Source organism: Aeromonas sp. S13(2024) (assembly GCF_041402405.1).
In the GTDB taxonomy this organism is placed as follows: Bacteria; Pseudomonadota; Gammaproteobacteria; order Enterobacterales; family Aeromonadaceae; genus Aeromonas; species Aeromonas veronii.
In genome coordinates this window covers 384,887-399,551 of the sequence record NZ_JBGLRA010000001.1, presented here as the reverse complement: position 1 = coordinate 399,551, position 14,665 = coordinate 384,887, and the positions used below count along the sequence as shown (strand labels likewise).

13 protein-coding genes are annotated in these 14,665 nt (G+C 59.4%); 3 read left to right on the top strand and 10 right to left on the bottom strand.

The genetic code is table 11. The features are described 5' to 3' along the window. Positions 1-10 precede the first annotated feature (10 nt). Positions 11-2,212 carry a DNA internalization-related competence protein ComEC/Rec2 gene (locus ACB042_RS01810; RefSeq protein WP_371177658.1) on the bottom strand — a complete coding sequence of 734 codons (2,202 nt, stop codon included), beginning with the start codon at positions 2,210-2,212 and terminating at the stop codon, positions 11-13. A gap of 27 nt (positions 2,213-2,239) precedes the next feature. Here ACB042_RS01810 and ACB042_RS01805 point away from each other — a divergent pair, with 27 nt between their 5' ends. Next, positions 2,240-2,758 carry a DUF2062 domain-containing protein gene (locus ACB042_RS01805; protein WP_005347037.1) on the top strand — a complete coding sequence of 173 codons (519 nt, stop codon included), beginning with the start codon at positions 2,240-2,242 and terminating at the stop codon, positions 2,756-2,758. Then, entirely contained in the window at positions 2,752-3,255 is a 504-nt protein-coding gene (locus ACB042_RS01800; protein WP_323929908.1) for a DUF2062 domain-containing protein, read from the top strand. Before ACB042_RS01805 ends, ACB042_RS01800 begins: the two co-directional genes overlap by 7 nt. A gap of 110 nt (positions 3,256-3,365) precedes the next feature. Here the strand turns inward: ACB042_RS01800 and ACB042_RS01795 are convergent, their stop codons facing one another. The 9 genes from ACB042_RS01795 to glpT form a co-directional block, all read right to left on the bottom strand. Next, positions 3,366-4,556, bottom strand: a complete 1,191-nt coding sequence (locus ACB042_RS01795; RefSeq protein WP_005350888.1) for an amino acid aminotransferase — start codon at positions 4,554-4,556, stop codon at positions 3,366-3,368. Positions 4,557-4,701: 145 nt separating this feature from the next. Then, positions 4,702-5,643: a hypothetical protein gene (locus ACB042_RS01790; protein ID WP_371177657.1), complete on the bottom strand. Its 942-nt coding sequence runs from the start codon at positions 5,641-5,643 to the stop codon at positions 4,702-4,704. Positions 5,644-5,814: 171 nt separating this feature from the next. Further along, on the bottom strand, positions 5,815-6,687 hold the full coding sequence (gene hdfR, locus ACB042_RS01785; RefSeq protein ID WP_371177656.1) for an HTH-type transcriptional regulator HdfR: 873 nt from the start codon (positions 6,685-6,687) through the stop codon (positions 5,815-5,817). Next, positions 6,687-7,058, bottom strand: coding sequence for a DUF413 domain-containing protein (locus ACB042_RS01780; protein WP_005350885.1), 372 nt, complete (start codon positions 7,056-7,058; stop codon positions 6,687-6,689). The genes hdfR and ACB042_RS01780 overlap by 1 nt, the downstream gene beginning before the upstream one ends. 298 nt (positions 7,059-7,356) lie before the next feature. Further along, on the bottom strand, positions 7,357-7,839 hold the full coding sequence (eco, locus tag ACB042_RS01775) for a serine protease inhibitor ecotin (protein WP_005337529.1): 483 nt from the start codon (positions 7,837-7,839) through the stop codon (positions 7,357-7,359). 218 nt (positions 7,840-8,057) lie between these two features. Further along, positions 8,058-9,146 carry a glycerophosphodiester phosphodiesterase gene (gene glpQ, locus ACB042_RS01770; protein WP_371177655.1) on the bottom strand — a complete coding sequence of 363 codons (1,089 nt, stop codon included), beginning with the start codon at positions 9,144-9,146 and terminating at the stop codon, positions 8,058-8,060. A gap of 106 nt (positions 9,147-9,252) precedes the next feature. Continuing rightward, positions 9,253-10,740, bottom strand: a complete 1,488-nt coding sequence (gene glpD / locus ACB042_RS01765) for a glycerol-3-phosphate dehydrogenase (RefSeq protein WP_371177654.1) — start codon at positions 10,738-10,740, stop codon at positions 9,253-9,255. Positions 10,741-11,057: 317 nt separating this feature from the next. Further along, positions 11,058-11,816, bottom strand: a complete 759-nt coding sequence (locus ACB042_RS01760; RefSeq protein WP_005347045.1) for a DeoR/GlpR family transcriptional regulator — start codon at positions 11,814-11,816, stop codon at positions 11,058-11,060. 102 nt (positions 11,817-11,918) lie between these two features. Beyond that, positions 11,919-13,277, bottom strand: coding sequence for a glycerol-3-phosphate transporter (gene glpT, locus ACB042_RS01755; protein WP_005337540.1), 1,359 nt, complete (start codon positions 13,275-13,277; stop codon positions 11,919-11,921). A gap of 489 nt (positions 13,278-13,766) precedes the next feature. On the opposite strand from glpT, the gene ACB042_RS01750 reads away from it, so the two are divergent. Continuing rightward, a complete protein-coding gene (locus ACB042_RS01750; RefSeq protein ID WP_005350866.1) occupies positions 13,767-14,615 on the top strand; it encodes an MIP/aquaporin family protein in 849 nt (282 codons plus the stop codon). The last annotated feature ends 50 nt before the right edge of the window (positions 14,616-14,665 follow it).

Here is a 14,665-nt window from a genome sequence, read left to right as displayed (position 1 = left end):
AAATGGCCGATTATTGCTCAAACCACACTCGCGGTCGCCACCACTCGCCACTGCGTCGGTACCAGGGGCCCAGATCTCGCTCGGCAGTGACGCGCAAGCCCGCTGCGGTGGGTTCCACCAGCATCGCCCCTTGCTGACCGGTGATCCACTGGCGGGCATCCCGATAGCGGGCCACCACATCGGGACGGGGAAAGCCCCACTGATTCATAAAGCCGGCGCAGTGGATCACATCCTTTGCCGCCACCGCCGCGACAAACGGGGGCGTGGAGGAGGTGCGACTGCCATGATGGGGGCTCACCAGCAAGGTGCTGGCCAACCCCTCTCCCTCCAGCGCCACCAGCCTCTGCTCGGCTTGCCGCTCGATATCTGCACTGAGCAGCACGCTGCGCTGCCCATCGCTGATACGCACCACGCAGCCATCGTTATTGCGCCCGCCACCGGGGCGTTCTGGCCAGAGCACTGCAAACGAGAGCCCCTGCCAGCGCCACTGTTGCCCACGCTGGCAGAGCGTCGTTCCCTCACTGAAGGGATAAGAGGAGAGTTCGTGGCGCACCGGCATGGCGCTGAGCAGTCGCTTGCGATTGCCGGCATGATCCCGATCCTTGTGGCTGATGATGAGGCGATCGATGACCCGGATCCCCAGATGGCTCAGCTGGGGCAGGATCACCGCGTCCGCCATGTTGTAGCCTCCGGGATAACGATCGCCGGTGTCATAGAGGATGGCACGCTCCCCCTTGCTGATCAGCACCGCCAGCCCCTGCCCCACATCCAGCACCCGCAGTTGCCAGCGGGCAGGCGTTGGCCAGCACACCAACACCAGCGCAAGGGCACCCGGTAACCAGAGCCAGCGTGCCGGGCGCCACTGTGCGGCGAACCAGAGCAGCAACAGCAGGGTGCAAAGCGGTAGCCACCAGCCGGGCAGTGGCCACCACAGTTGCAGTTGATCGGCCAGCCAGTTCAGGATCGTCAGCACCCACCCGAGCCCCAGATCCGCCAGCCAGAACAGGCCGTAGGCGAGCGAGGTGGAGAGCGGCGCCAACAGCACACCGATCAGGGCCAGCGGGATGATGGCGATACAAAAGAGCGGCACCGCCAACAGGTTGATCATCATGGCAAGGGGCGCTATCCCCTCGAACAACGCCAGCTGCAGCGGCAGCAGACCGAGCAGCAGCCAGAGCTGGATCTGCCAGAGCCCCGGCTTGTCGTGGACATATCCCACCAGCAGCAGGATGGCCACCGCCAGAAACGAAAGCCAGAAGCCGGCCGAATAGAGGGCGAAGGGATCCCAGAGGGTCAATACCACAAAGGCCCACAGCCAGATGCGCCAGGCCGGCCACTCTCGCCGGCTCCAGCGCAGCACACTCCACACCAGCACCATGATCAGGGCCCGCTCGGTGGCCACCGCAAACCCCGCCAACGCGCTGTAGACGGCGGCAAACAGCAGGGAGGTGATGATGGCGCCACGCAGGCCAAACAGCCTGCCTAACCACCACCCAAGCACCGCCACCAGCGCGATGTGTTGCCCTGAGATGGCGATGATATGGGTCAGGCCGCTGCCGCGAAACAGCTCCCACTGGGCATCCGTGATACCGCTCTGCTCGCCAAAAGTGAGCGCCGCCAGCAAGGGGGCATGATCAAGTGGGCGCCAACTCTCGGTCGCGGCCCCCAACCAACGTTCACGCCACCCCACAGGTGCCTGTTGAATATCTATCACCCGACGCAGATTGCCGGTGGCGGTGATCCCCTTGCCCAGCAGCAGACGCCGCCCATCCAGCCCCACCTCGTTGGCAAGACCGTGAGCCGGTTTCAACGAGGTCACCAGGGTGATCCGGCTGCCTACCGTCATGGCGGGTAATGCCTGATAGGCATTGACCCGGATCAGGGGCTCAGGTGTCACCGGTTGCTCGTCGAGGGTGCTCACCCGCAGCAGCAGCCGGACAAATTTATCCCCCTCGGGCTCTGCACTTTGCAGCTCTGCGGTTATCATGTGGCTCGTCTGATCGCCCAACCGCTCCAGCCAGGCCAGCCGATAGGCAAGATTGGCCTGCATCCAGAGGATGCCGAGCAGGAGAAACAGCCACCGCCAGGTACGGCAATATGCAAGGGGGATCAGCAGGGACAGCAACAGGCCCCCCCATGCGAGTGAAGGTAACCATGGCCAGAGCAGTGAGGAGCTTGCCCCCAAGGCAAACGACAACAGACGCAGATCCATGGAGCAAGTATTTAGCAAGGTTTCAATATGCCCAAACGACTCATTAAACGCTGGATGCCCGATCAGCAAACCCTGAAAGAACACAAGCACCTGCGGCTGTTCGGCAAACTGCTGCTCGATGCCAACCTCTGGCACCTCAACCGCCGCTCGGCAGCCGGGGCATTTGCGGTGGGCCTCTTCATGGCCTGGGTGCCGCTCCCCTGCCAGATGCTGCTGGCCGCCGGTGGCGCCATCCTGTGCCGGGTCAATCTGCCGCTCTCGGTGGCGCTGGTCTGGCTCTCCAACCCCTTTACCATGCCGCCCCTGCTCTATGGCGCCTATCTGGTGGGTTGCCAGCTCATGGGACATTCCGCGCAGCAGATAGAGATTGAATTCACCTGGGAGTGGCTGGTCTCGGTACTGGGCACAGTGGCACCGCCGCTGTTGCTGGGCTCGCTGATCCTGGCCCTGCTCAGTTCCCTTATCGGCTACACCCTGATCCGCACCTTCTGGCGGATCAGCACGGTACGCCAGTGGCAAAAACGCAAGATGGCCCGCCCATGCTGAGTCGCTGGTTTGCCCGCTTCAAGCTAGATCCCGATACCCTGCGCCAGCAGAAGTGGTTTGCCCTGTTTGGTGAGCGACTGCTTGCCCCATCCCTCTGGCAAGGGGGCACTCGCGCCCTGAGTGGCGCGGTGGCGGCCGGGATCTTCGCCTGCTGGTTCCCCATCCCGATGCACTCGCTCATCGCAGTCGGTCTGGCGCTGGCATTCAGCCTCAACCTGCCGCTGGCACTGCTGGCGGTCTGGTTCAACAATCCGCTGACTTTGCCGTTCATGTACCTCTACGCCTATCGCACCGGTTGTCTGGTACTGCACCAGACGCCGGAGCCTTTCCACCTCAGCTGGACCCTGCACTGGCTGGAGCAGGAGGCGGCCACTCTGGTGCCTCCCTTCCTGCTCGGCAGCCTGCTGCTGGCGGTACTCACCGCCCTGAGCGGCGGCGCCCTGACCGCGCTGCTGTTGCAACTGCGCAAGCTGTGGCAAGGTGCCCGCCACCAGTGAGTCCCCCTTCCCATTGTTTGACTGTTTGACGATCAAAAAAGCCCGTCACCAAGGTGACGGGCTTTTTCATGGCATAGTGCTGCATAGTGCCAGAGCATCAGGCGATGCGATTACAGCACCTTGGCAATGGCCTCGCACAGGGGATCGATATTGGCGCGGGTAATACCGGCGACGCTGATCCGGCCTGAGCCGACGATGTAGATGGCAAATTCGCTCTTGAGGCGCTCCACCTGATCCTTGGTGAGACCGGAGAAGGAGAACATGCCGTTCTGCTCGCGGATAAAGCTGAAATCCTGGCTCACGCCGAGGGCAGCCAGCTTCTCGACCAGCAGCTCGCGCATCTCGCGAATACGCACCCGCATGGCAGCCACTTCTTCGACCCACTCGGCATAGAGAGCCGGATCGCTCACCACGGCGGTGACCACAGCGGCGCCGTGTGACGGCGGGTTGGAGTAGTTGGCACGAATGACGGTCTTGACCTGAGTGAAGGCCACATCGGCGATCTCCTTGGTCGCGCTCACCAGCGTGAAGGCGCCGACCCGCTCGTTGTAGAGGCCGAAGTTCTTGGAGAAAGAGCTCGCCACCAGCAGCTCGTCATGGCACTCGGCGAAGATGCGCAGGCCTTCGGCATCCTCTTCAATACCACGGGCAAAACCCTGATAGGCGAAGTCAAACAGCGGCAACCAGCCGGCGGCAGCACTCTGCTTGGCCAGCGCGCGCCACTGATCGCTAGTGGGGTCGATACCGGTCGGGTTGTGGCAGCAGCCGTGCAGCAGCACCAGCTCACCCGGCTGCACTTCGGCCAGCGAGGCCTGCATGGCAGCAAAGTCGAGCCCCTTGGTGGCGGCGTCGTAGTACTTGTACCACTTGACGGTCAGGCCCGCGGCCTGGAACACGCTGACGTGGTTGGCCCAGGTGGGATCGGAGATCCAGATGGTCTTGGCCAGACCGTTGCGCACCACGAATTCGGCCGCGATACGCAGGGCGCCGGTGCCGCCCGGTGCTTGCGCGGTCTTGGCGCGGCCGCTGGCAACCAGCGCAGAGTGCTGCCCGAACAGCAGTTGCTGCACGATGCGGCCATATTCGATATTGCCTTCAATACCGAGGTAGTTCTTGGTCTTCTCGTCGGTCAGCAGCTTCTGCTCGGCTTTCTTGACGCAGTGAAGAATGGGGGTGGCACCGGACTCGTCCTTGTAGATCCCTACGCCCAGATTGATCTTGTGGCTGCGAGAGTCAGCGCGGAAGGCTTCGGTCAGGCCCAGGATCGGATCCGCTGGGGCGGCAACAACCTTTTCAAACATGGTATTCCCTGTATTCCGTTGAGTTCGTTGGGTGGCAAAGCGGCTTGATAAACAAAAGCGCTCATCTGGCGAGCGCTTCGTCAACTCTTTATATCACCGCGTTCAATGGGGGAAAACCGCTTTTTGGCTCGCTTTCAGACCAATTTCAACCAACGGCATGCCACGCTGGCGCCAGTGCGCATACCTCGGCCGACAAGCCACCATTGGACTCAACCAAACCGCTACAAACTGCTAACAATGACTTGGGGAGCCGGCTCGGTTCCCAGGGCCTAGCCTCAGTCAAAGGTTGGGCATACGCGCTGAGGATGGGGGCCAGATCACGGGGCAACCACCAGCTGGCCGGACGACCCAGCCGCTGGGCCAGTGCCTGCAGCCGATCTACCCCGGCAGGGTCGAGGGCGGTGAGATGACTCCACAGCACATTGGGGGGCAAGGCGGCCACCACCTGCTGCAAGGCTAGAGGAGCCGATGGGGGAGCCCACACCAGCAAGGTGCCAGCATCAAGGGGCATTTCGGCAAAGGCGCCGACGCTGTCTGTGGTGATCACCCGCTCGATACTCCCCTCCCCCCACAGGATCTTGCCAAGACCCGCCAGGGTGCGCTCGGGCAGCGCCACCTCCCCCAGCGCCTGCAACCAGGGGGCTGCGTCGATCAGGGTGCCGCCGCTAAAAAAGAGGCTGAACGGCTGGGCGGCGCGCAAGCGCAACAGCTGATCGGCGCAGAGCCGGATCCCCTTGTCCTCGAAATCGATCTGCTCGTTGGGGGTGAAGTTCACCTCTGACTTGCGATAGAGCGCCGCCAACACTCGATCGTTGACCAGCTCCCCCAATTGCCAGCCCTGAGCATGCAACCACTCCTCGGGCTCGGGGGGGGCAGTTGCGATCTCGGCCAGCATCAGCTCGCGGGTGAGATAGCGCCGTCCGGCCGGGGTGAGCTCATAGCTGTGGCTGCCATGGGCGAGCAGCAGCTGGTTATCCTTGAGCAGCCCCACAAGCGGTTGCCACTGGCGGCCACGGATCACCACAGGTGAGTGGCTCAGCAACTGCTGCGCCAGCGCCCGCCATTCGGGGTGACTAAAGTCGATCAATTACAATCCATCCCTGTCAGTGCTCAATCGGATAAACAGCCTGAAAAGGTACCGTTACAGACCGATGACGCCAAGCCTCCCGCACCAATTACGTGACTTCGCTCCCTGCAATTTTCCCCAAACAGAAGAGCCCACTGTGGGGTGGGCTCTTCCTTGGATAACACTCGACGCTTATTCGACGTTGAGGCGCAGTTCGGCATCGTGCCAACCCAGTGGCAGGGTCAACAGCTGATCGATCAGCTCCCGGCGATCGGATTTCTCCAGATAGGCGAGATAGAGCGGGCGGCTCAGCGGCTGGCCCCCCTCCACCAGATGGAGCCCCCCCTTCTCGAGGAAGGGGCTGACCATCCGCCGTGGAAGGTAGGCAGCACCACCGTTGGCCAGCACGAACTGCAACGCCATGCTGGCGGAGCTGGAGTGCAGCACCGGGGTCTTTTGCAGGCTCTGCAAGCGGCTGGGTTGCGGCTCGAAGCTGGTGCCCCAGTCGAGGTGGATGTGCGGCATCTGCATAAGGTTGTCGGCATTGGCGGCCGGATCCCGGCTCACCAGCTCGAACACCAGCTCACCTATGGGATGCAGGGCAATCTCGTCGATCTTGGTGGGCTCGGAGAGCAGGGCCAGATCGAGGGAGCGCTCCAGCAACTGGCGGCAGAGGTGCTCGCGGGAGGCTGTTTCCAGCCGCACCGCCAAACCGGGCGCCAGCGCATAGATGTGATTGAGCCAGTCGTTGAAATCGAGCTCCCAGAACACCGCGGGCGCGCCGATGGCCAACTGCTGGCTGAATCCTGGCGAGAGCGCCACATCCTGCTTGGCGCGACCAAGGGTGTGCAAGATGGCGTCTGCGTAGGGCAGCAGACGCTCACCGGAGGCGGTCAGGCGGATGTTGTTGCGATGACGGGCAAACAGACTGACACCCAGTTGCTGCTCTAGCTGGCGGATCCGGAAACTCACCGCCGACTGGGTCAGGTAGAGATTTTCAGCAGCCCGGCCAAAGTGCCGGGTCTTGCTCACCTCGATAAAGGTCCGAAGCAGCTCGGTATCCATTAATCGATGGACTCGTCACTGCCACCACCGCTGCCACCACCGACATCAAAGCTGCCGCCACCGCTGCTCTCTTCGCTGGCGCCGCCAACGACGGTGCAGAGGCGATGAACGCGCTTGGGACCGATCACCTTGAGGTACTTGAACCACACCTTGGCATGGGGGTTGGCACCGGCTTCGCCGGATTTGACCTGTTCGACGAAGGCGGACTCGACATCGTCACGGGGTGCCAGGTTGCCCTGGTAGAGTGCCAGCATGGCGGTACCATACTTTTCCAGACTGTCCGCTTCGGCCACAGTGAATTCGCCACTGCGACGCAGGCCACGGGGAAAATGTTTGAAGTCGTTGAAACGCTTGTCTGATTCGAAGCTCATAGTGCTCTTTTTTCTGGTTAGTTTGACCTTTGCGGGCAAGTATCATCAGGCCATCGCCGAGTGCAAAATCAATTTTCTCACTATGTTAATAAATATCTTTTATCGAAGTCACTTTGCCCCATAGCTGACGCCGATTTTGTGGCATAACACACAAAAAACGTTGATAAATAATAAACTTATGTAAACGTGCAGCCAATTTGCACGTCACTTTTTGGACTGTGCAGGCAAAAATAAAGCGCCATACGGCGCTTTATTTATCACATCAGGTGAACCAGCTGAACCTTTGGTTCAAACATGCTTACTCAATCATGGCCGGTTGGGCCAGGTTGTCGGCACGCCACAGACGGTAGCGCACTTCATACTCCTGCGGCACGTAGATCACGAACGGCAGTTTTGAGTTGTAGTTCACGAAGAAGCCCTGACCGTAGATCTGGACGAAGGTCTCTTTCTGCTGGTTATCCGGGCACATCATCAGGGTGCTGATGGGGTCGGAGACTTTGCCCAGTTTCAGGTAGTTGTAGCCCCAGCCTTTGACGCTGTGCTGTTCAAGGTTGCCTGCAAAACGCGGTACGTTGCAATCAACCATCATCTTTTTGCCGACCTGCAGCTCGACCATCATGTCGGCCTCTTTCTCGACTTCAGGCAGGCGGATCACCACACGTTCCTGATTCACGTCAGCGGCTGGGAACATGCTGATATCAAATTTTTTCGGCTCGGCGGCGAAGGCATGGCCACCCAGCAACAAGGCGCCCAGCAGGCTAAAACGCAATACGGTTTTCATCTGTACCTCATGGGGTTGGTTCAACGCCGCTAGACTAACCGCTCTGCCGATTTCATGCCAGCGATCTGCTACGTAAAAACTGCGTAAAATGATGCAGATCCGGCACACCATGACGTGATCTGGCTATTTTCTGACAGGGCGCACACTCCCGTTGCGGGAACCTGAAACAAAAAGCGAGGCTAATTAGCCTCGCTTTGCATTCAAATGGCGCCAGAGTGCTATTTGGTCGCCTCTTGATGGGCCTTGATGACGGCGACCGCCTTGTCGGGGAAGTCGCTGAACACCCCATCCACATCGGCCTGATAGAGGAAGATGTTAAGGAGATCGGTGAAGTCCTTGGCATAGGCCGGGATCTGCCCCTCATCCTGACGGAAGGTATAGGGGTGAACTTTCAGGCCCGCCGCATGGGCTTCTTTTACCATGCCGGTGAAGACCGGTTTGCCCAAAGTGCCCGGCTCGGTGACGATCATCGGTTTCCACGGGCCAATCCCTTCGGCATAGCTGGCGATGGTTTTCATCGCTCCCGGCTTGAACATCCAGTCATAGTTGTAGGGGGTCGCCTTACCCTTGGCGTCGTAGACCATGGTCTCGTTCCAGTCGGTCTCGGCCATCAGCTGCACCAGTTTCAGATCCATACCCATGGCGGGCATCAGCTCACTGTTGATGCGCTTGAGTTCATCGGCATCGAAGCACTGCAGATAGACCTTGTCATCCTTCCCGGTGTAGCCGTACTCCTTGAGCACCTTCAGCACTGCTTTGGAGATATCCTTGCCTTCGTGGCGGAACAACCAGGGCGCCTTGATCTCCGGGTAGATGCCGATGTTCTTGCCGGTGCTCTTGTTGAGCCCCAGGATCATCTCGATCTCCTCCTGGAAGGTGTGGATCTTGAAGTCTGACTTCCAGAGCGGGAAGCGGGCCGGATAGACCGGCACCTGCTTGCCATCCACCAGCTGGAATGGCTCGGTCATACGCAGGGAACGCACCTCGTCCAGGGTAAAATCCACCACATAATAACGACCGTCCGGACGGGCACGACCAGGGAAGCGCGCTGCCACATCGGTGATACCATCGAGGAAGTGATCGTGCATCACCACCAGCTGGTCATCCTTGGTCATCACCAGATCCTGCTCCAGATAGTCGGCCCCCATGCCATAGGCCAGCGCCTTGGACTCCAGGGTATGCTCGGGCAGGTAGCCGGAAGCGCCACGGTGGGCGATCACCACCTTGCCTTCATCGGCAGCCAACACGGGTAATGAGAGGGATGCCCCAAGGCTCAAGGCGATGAGGGAAACGGCGAGTTTTTTCATATGTGATGCTCTTTATTATTGTGTGTAGGTAATTGTTCTATCAGAGGTTTGTTGCATATTTACGGTGGAAAGCGGTGGACAGCAGCGCACTGCCCACCGTCACTCATCAGCTCGCCTTGCGCAGAGCCTGATGGTATTGGTCGAGCCAGACCTGCAGCATCTGCTGCTCTGAGTCGTTCAGGCGCAGCCCCAGCTTGCTGCGGCGCCAGAGGATATCGTCCAGTGAACAGGCCCACTCCCGCTCGATGAGATAACGCACTTCCGACTCGTAGAGGCCGCCACCGAAGTGAATGCCGCGATCCTCTTTCAGCCAGAGACGGGCATGGGCGCCATAGGCTTCGGCAATGCGCAAGGCGCTGCGATCGTCGAGCCAGTCAAACTCCAGCGCAAAAGCGCGGGCCAGCTCGCGCACCGAGCAGTCAAACTCGCCGCCGGGCAGCCGGCTGGTCGCAGTCCAGTCATCCCCCATCTGGCTGAACCAGGGCTTGAGCTTGTTGCAGGCGGCCTGCGCCAGCTTGCGATAGGTGGTGAGTTTGCCGCCAAACACCGACAAGAGCGGCGCACCATCCGATTCGCCAGAGAGCTCGAGGGTGTAGTCGCGGGTCACCGCCTGCGGCGAGTCTGACTCGTCATCACAGAGCGGGCGCACCCCGGCATAGGTCCAGATCACATCTTGCGGCGCAATCTGGCGAGTGAAGTGGGCGTTGACCACCTTGCACAGGTAGGTAATTTCGGCCTCGCTGATCTTCGCTTCCCGCGGGCTGCCGTGGTGCTCCACATCGGTGGTGCCGATGAGTGAGTAGTCCTGCTGATAAGGGATGACGAAGACGATGCGATTGTCTTCGTTTTGCAGGATATAAGCCTCTTCGCGCTCATGGATGCGCGGCACTATCATGTGACTGCCTTTAATAAGGCGAATGCCGCGGGGGGATTTCTCGTGCAGGCTCTCGTCATAGAAGGTCTTGACCCAGGGGCCCGCCGCATTGACCAGACCACGGCAGGTGACGGTGAACTGCTCGCCCCCTTCCCGCTCCAAAGTGAGCGTCCAGTGTTTGGAACCGCGCACCGCCTTGATGCAACGGGTGCGGGTCTGCACGTCGGCCCCCTTGTCACGGGCCATTATGGCATTGAGCACCACCAGCCGGGCGTCGTCGACCCAGGCGTCCGAGTATTCAAATCCCTTGTTGATCCCAGCGGTCAAGCCATCTTGCGGCAGAAAGCGCACGCCGCAGCTCCCCTTGAGCTTGTCGCGCTTGGCCAGATTGTCATAGAGGAACAGACCGGCTCGGATCATCCAGGCCGGACGCAGGTGTGGACGATGCGGCAAGCGAAAGCGCATGGGACGGGCGATGTGGGGCGCCATACCGAGCAGCACCTCACGCTCCGCCAACGCCTCTTTGACCAGCCGGAATTCGTAATGCTCGAGATAGCGCAAACCGCCGTGGATCAGCTTGCTGGAGTTGGACGAGGTGGCAGAGGCGAGATCTTGCGCCTCAAACAGGGCAACCTTCAGACCCCGTCCTGCCGCATCGGCTGCGATGCCGACCCCGTTGATGCCGCCACCGACGACGACCAGATCATAATGTTCGCTCATGTTCACCTACTTTCATTTTTATGATTGCTATAACAGCAATGATTGATTTCGCTCATTTTAGAACATGAAAATACAACAAACGAACATTTTATGGTGAAAGTGTGATCGCCACAGCCCGCCAGAGGTGGCAAAGGGGACAGGTCAGCTGAGCAAATGGCGTCGGGCCGAAATCAGCGGGTTACTAGCCAAAAAAACCAGATTGAATAGTGGTTTTGGCAATACCCAGAAAGGGGTGATATGGGTGCGGGGCTAGGGGAGAGAAAGAGAAAGGAGGCCGCCCTAACGGGCGACCGGCACAGCCTTGACGTGTTTCGCCGTCAGCAGATGTGGCAGGCAATCTGGTGTTGCGCCATCAATCGCGTCAGCTTTTCCGGTGGTTCCTGATCGGTAAAGAGGGCGTGGATCTGGCTGAGATTGCCCAGATTGACCATGGCATTGCGACCGAACTTGGTGTGGTCGGCGGCCAGAAAGACCTGACGGGAGTGGGCGATGATCGCCTGGGCGATCTTCACCTCGTGATAGTCGAAATCGAGCAGGGAGCCGTCGTTGTCGATCCCCGAAATCCCGATGACACCATAGTCCATGCGAAACTGACCGATAAAGTCGCGGGTCGCCTCCCCCACGATGCCGCCATCGCGGTTGCGGATCTCGCCGCCGGCAATGATGACGGTGAAGTCATCCTTGGCCGTCAGAATGCTGGCCACGTTGAGGTTGTTGGTGACGATGCGCAGCTCGCGGTGATCGAGCAGGGCACGGGCAATGGCTTCGGTGGTGGTGCCTATGTCGATAAAGAGCGATGAGCCGTCGGGAATATTGGCCGCGACCTCGCGGGCGATGCGCTCTTTCTCCTTGAGTTGCATCACTTTACGGGCGCTGTAGGCGGTATTGACGGTACTCGAATGCAGGGAGGCACCGCCATGATGGCGCCGGATCTTGTTCTGTTCGGCGAGATCGTTCAGATCCCGGCGAATGGTCTGGGGGCTGACGTCAAAGTGGGTCACCAGATCGTCGGTCGAGACAAATCCCTGCCGCGTCAGGACGTCCAGGATCTCCAGATGTCGTTGGGTTTGCTTCACGCTTGCACTCCGATGATGAGACAAAAAAAGGCCCCGGCAGATGCGGGGCCTTTTGGCAGTTTACCTGATCCCCTTTGGGATCAATAAGCTGAGGATCACGTTTTATGCCTTATGGGCAGCCGCTTTCTTGGCCGCAACGGCAATGTTCTCATGCTTGAGGGTCATCGCCAGCAGGATGATGGAGAGCACACAGGAGACGGTCAGCACCATGAAGCCGCCATCCCAACCGAAGTGGTCAACGGTATAACCCAGCATGGCGTTGGCTGCCACGGCGCCGCCCAGATAACCGAACAGACCGGTGAAACCTGCCGCAGTACCGGCTGCTTTCTTCGGTGCCAGCTCAAGAGCATAGAGGCCGATCAGCATGACAGGACCGTAGATCAGGAAGCCGATTGCCACCAGCGCCATCATGTCGATGGTCGGGTTGCCGGCCGGGTTGAACCAGTAAACCAGTACAGCCAGGGTCACCAGCACCATGAACAGGATACCGGCCGGTGCACGGCGGCCCTGGAACATCTTGTCAGAGATCCAGCCACACAGCAGGGTGCCCGGAATACCGGCCCACTCGTAGAGGAAGTAAGCCCAGGAGGAGTTGTCGACGGTGAAGTGCTTGGCCTCTTTCAGGTAGGTTGGCGCCCAGTCCAGCACACCGTAACGAATGAGGTAAACGAAAGCGTTGGCGATCGCGATGTACCACAGCAGTTTGTTGTGCAGCACGTACTTGACGAAGATCTCCTTGGCGGAGAACTCCTGCTCGTGGCTCTCGTTGTAATCCTTCGGATAGTCGTTCTTGTACTCCTCGATAGGAGGCAGACCGACCGATTGCGGGGTATCACGCATCACGAAGAAGGCGATCACCGCGATGGCGGCCGCCGCTGCCGCAGGCACATAAAAGGCGCTGCGCCAGTCGTTGAACCAGCCCATCCCGAGGATAAACAGCGGGCCAATCATGCCGCCGCCCACGTTGTGCGCCACGTTCCAGACCGCAACCACTTCGCCGCGCTCTTTCTGTGACCACCAGTGCACCATGGTGCGACCGCAGGGCGGCCAGCCCATGCCCTGTGCCCAACCGTTCAGGAACAACAGCACAAACATGATGGCAATGCTGGAGGTGGCCCAGTGCATGGTACCCATCATGAACATGATGGCAGCCGAGAGCAGCAGACCGGCGGAGAGGAAGTAACGGGCGTTGGAACGGTCAGAGACGTTCCCCATCAGGAACTTGGACAAACCGTAAGCGATGGAGACCCCGGAGAGCGCGAAACCGAGATCACCACGGGAGAAGCCCTGCTCGATCAGATAGGGCATCGCCAGACTGAAGTTTTTCCGTACCAGATAGTAGCCGGCGTAACCGAAGAAGATCCCGAAAAACACCTGCCAACGCATGCGTTTGTAGAAGGGGTCGACCTTGTCAGCCGGGAGCCTGTCGATGTGCGCCGCAGGCCTGAAGAGACTAAGCATGTTCTGCTTCCTTATTGTTGTTATGGGCGGTTGAGGATGCCCTGACCATTCCGACGAATCATGTGAGTCCACTGATTCGTAAGCGAGCCTATTGTGCTCATATGCGCTCATTTAATCTGTGATGCATGCTCAAATATTGCAGTTTTATTACAAATAAAAGCTCCAAATGAGAAATCACTCAGCAAGCGCCATCCCTTGTGTGGCAAGGGCTGCAAGCTACCCCCTAAGTGGTAACTGGCGGTTATCAAGATGCTTTACGTCACATTTTCTTAGCAATGAGTGGGATCTTGTCCACATTTCCTATGGAGGGGGGATGGTGAAATTATTGGGAAGGGTTATTTTCTGTCACGACCGATAACGAGCGCAAACGAGCATAACGTTTGCGCAAGACGCAAAAACAACAAGGAAACGTTTTCGGCGGCAACGGATAGACACAAAAAGATAAAACGGAACATCAAACCTCTACGGGTGGATATAAGGAACAAAAGTATGAGCATACAAAGACCCAATACCCTGCTTGGCGAGTGCATCGCCGAGTTTATCGGAACCGGCCTGCTGATATTTTTCGGCGTCGGATGTGTGGCGGCACTGGTGCTGGCAGGCGCCAACTTCGGGCAGTGGGAAATCTCCATTACCTGGGGTCTGGGTGTGGCCATCGCCATCTATGTGACCGGCGGCATTTCAGGTGCCCACTTGAACCCGGCTGTAACCCTGGCGCTGATGACCTTCTGCGGTTTCGACAAGCGCAAGGTGGTGCCCTACATCATCGCCCAGATGGCCGGTGCCTTCTGCTTCGCCGCCCTTGTCTACTTCCTTTATGGTAACCTTTTCACCCAGTGGGAAGTGACCCATAACGTGGTGCGCGGCAGCGTCGAGAGCCTCGGCACCGCCGGGATCTTCTCCACCTACCCCAATGCCCTGCTGACCAATATGCAAGCTTTTGCCGTCGAGCTGGTGATCACCGCCGTCCTGATGCTGGGCATCATGGCGCTGGGTGACAACAACAACGGCGCTCCCAAAGGTTTCGCAGCCGCTCTGCTGATCGGTATCCTGATCGCGGTGATCGGTGCCTCCCTTGGCCCGTTAACCGGTTTTGCCATGAACCCGGCCCGTGACTTTGGTCCGAAACTGTTCGCATTCTTTGCTGGCTGGGGTGATGTTGCCCTGACCGGTGGTCGTGACAACCCCTACTTCTGGGTTCCGATCCTTGGCCCCATCGTTGGCGCCCAGATTGGTACCGCTCTGTATGTCAAAGTGCTGGCTCCCTGCGTCCCGGGCAACCGTGTCGTCACCACCGAGCAAGCGACCCAAACCGCCAAAGAAGAGGCTGCCGCATAAGAGCGGCCCCCTCCAACGTATAAAAACGTGGAAAATAGAAACGTGGAGAA

Excerpts from the sequence above, each read along its gene's own strand:
- ACB042_RS01780 (WP_005350885.1), bottom strand. The coding sequence starts at position 7,058 with ATGAGCTTCGAATCAGACAAGCGTTTCAACGACTTCAAACATTTTCCC.
- ACB042_RS01750 (WP_005350866.1), top strand. The coding sequence starts at position 13,767 with ATGAGCATACAAAGACCCAATACCCTGCTTGGCGAGTGCATCGCCGAG.
- ACB042_RS01795 (WP_005350888.1), bottom strand. The coding sequence starts at position 4,556 with ATGTTTGAAAAGGTTGTTGCCGCCCCAGCGGATCCGATCCTGGGCCTG.
- glpQ (WP_371177655.1), bottom strand. The coding sequence starts at position 9,146 with ATGAAAAAACTCGCCGTTTCCCTCATCGCCTTGAGCCTTGGGGCATCC.
- eco (WP_005337529.1), bottom strand. The coding sequence starts at position 7,839 with ATGAAAACCGTATTGCGTTTTAGCCTGCTGGGCGCCTTGTTGCTGGGT.
- ACB042_RS01800 (WP_323929908.1), top strand. The coding sequence starts at position 2,752 with ATGCTGAGTCGCTGGTTTGCCCGCTTCAAGCTAGATCCCGATACCCTG.
- ACB042_RS01805 (WP_005347037.1), top strand. The coding sequence starts at position 2,240 with ATGCCCAAACGACTCATTAAACGCTGGATGCCCGATCAGCAAACCCTG.
- hdfR (WP_371177656.1), bottom strand. The coding sequence starts at position 6,687 with ATGGATACCGAGCTGCTTCGGACCTTTATCGAGGTGAGCAAGACCCGG.
- ACB042_RS01810 (WP_371177658.1), bottom strand. The coding sequence starts at position 2,212 with ATGGATCTGCGTCTGTTGTCGTTTGCCTTGGGGGCAAGCTCCTCACTG.
- glpD (WP_371177654.1), bottom strand. The coding sequence starts at position 10,740 with ATGAGCGAACATTATGATCTGGTCGTCGTCGGTGGCGGCATCAACGGG.
- glpT (WP_005337540.1), bottom strand. The coding sequence starts at position 13,277 with ATGCTTAGTCTCTTCAGGCCTGCGGCGCACATCGACAGGCTCCCGGCT.